Source organism: Allotamlana fucoidanivorans (assembly GCF_006265225.1).
Taxonomy (GTDB): Bacteria; Bacteroidota; Bacteroidia; order Flavobacteriales; family Flavobacteriaceae; genus Allotamlana; species Allotamlana fucoidanivorans.
This window is the reverse complement of the sequence record NZ_VDCS01000052.1, coordinates 1-867: the sequence shown is the minus strand read 5'-3', so window position 1 is coordinate 867 and position 867 is coordinate 1. Positions and strand designations below refer to the sequence as shown.

1 protein-coding gene is annotated in these 867 nt (G+C 34.1%); it reads left to right on the top strand.

Annotation, left to right across the window (positions count from 1 at the left end; translation table 11 throughout):
- Window positions 1-152 precede the first annotated feature (152 nt).
- A complete protein-coding gene (locus FGF67_RS16850) occupies window positions 153-593 on the top strand; it encodes a hypothetical protein (RefSeq protein ID WP_139698918.1) in 441 nt (146 codons plus the stop codon).
- Window positions 594-867 lie beyond the last annotated feature (274 nt).

Genomic DNA, 867 nt, shown 5'->3' with positions numbered 1-867 from the left:
AACAATGGCTAAAATTAATTGCTTCGGAATTTTCTGCCGAAAATTCCTCTTTCTTTGCTATATTTGGTTCATGGCGGAAAGAATCCTGCGGATTTTTCCGCAACATAATCTTAGCCAAGGCCGTTGTAGGCAAGCTGAAAACCGAACTATAATTGATAAAAAGAGCGATAATAATAACCCTAATTCTGAACTCAATAATTCTGATTGGTGTTCCTGCTGGACACGGTTACGGAATAATGGTAATGTTTGAATTTATAAGTATTCCGACTCTGATTAAAAACGGATTTGATTTTCAGAAAGAATATCCTTTTGAAAGTAGTCTGATTTTAATTGCTTTGGTTTCCTTAATTGGAAAACTGATTTCAATTTCACTATTGTTTTCAAAGAATATTTTGAACAAAAAGAACTGGATTTATATCGGACTGACTTTAATGCTGATTTCATTCCTTTTTGTTTGTTATGGAGCTTGGGAATATGATAATTTCCTATTTGCAATTACACTGGGAAGCGGAATTCCATTTTTAATGTATTTCGGCAGAATATTATATTTAATTAAAAAGGAAAATAACAAAACGGAATTAGTAGCGGAATGAAAAAAAGCCAGCGTACAACAATGTATAACCGCAATTACGGCGGATTCGACTACGTCCGAATCCACTCGGAATTGCTAACGTCTGTGCTTAACCGAAAATTAACGCATATTAACCCGTAACTGACGGTTATACGAGACGTTGGCAACAATATTGACCCGTCCTGAATAAAGGCTACATAATTTCAAACATTATGTACAAAAATGACAAAGTAATCAGACGGTATTCAGAACCTTTTAAACTGAAAATTTTAGACGAACTTACAACAGGAAAACTA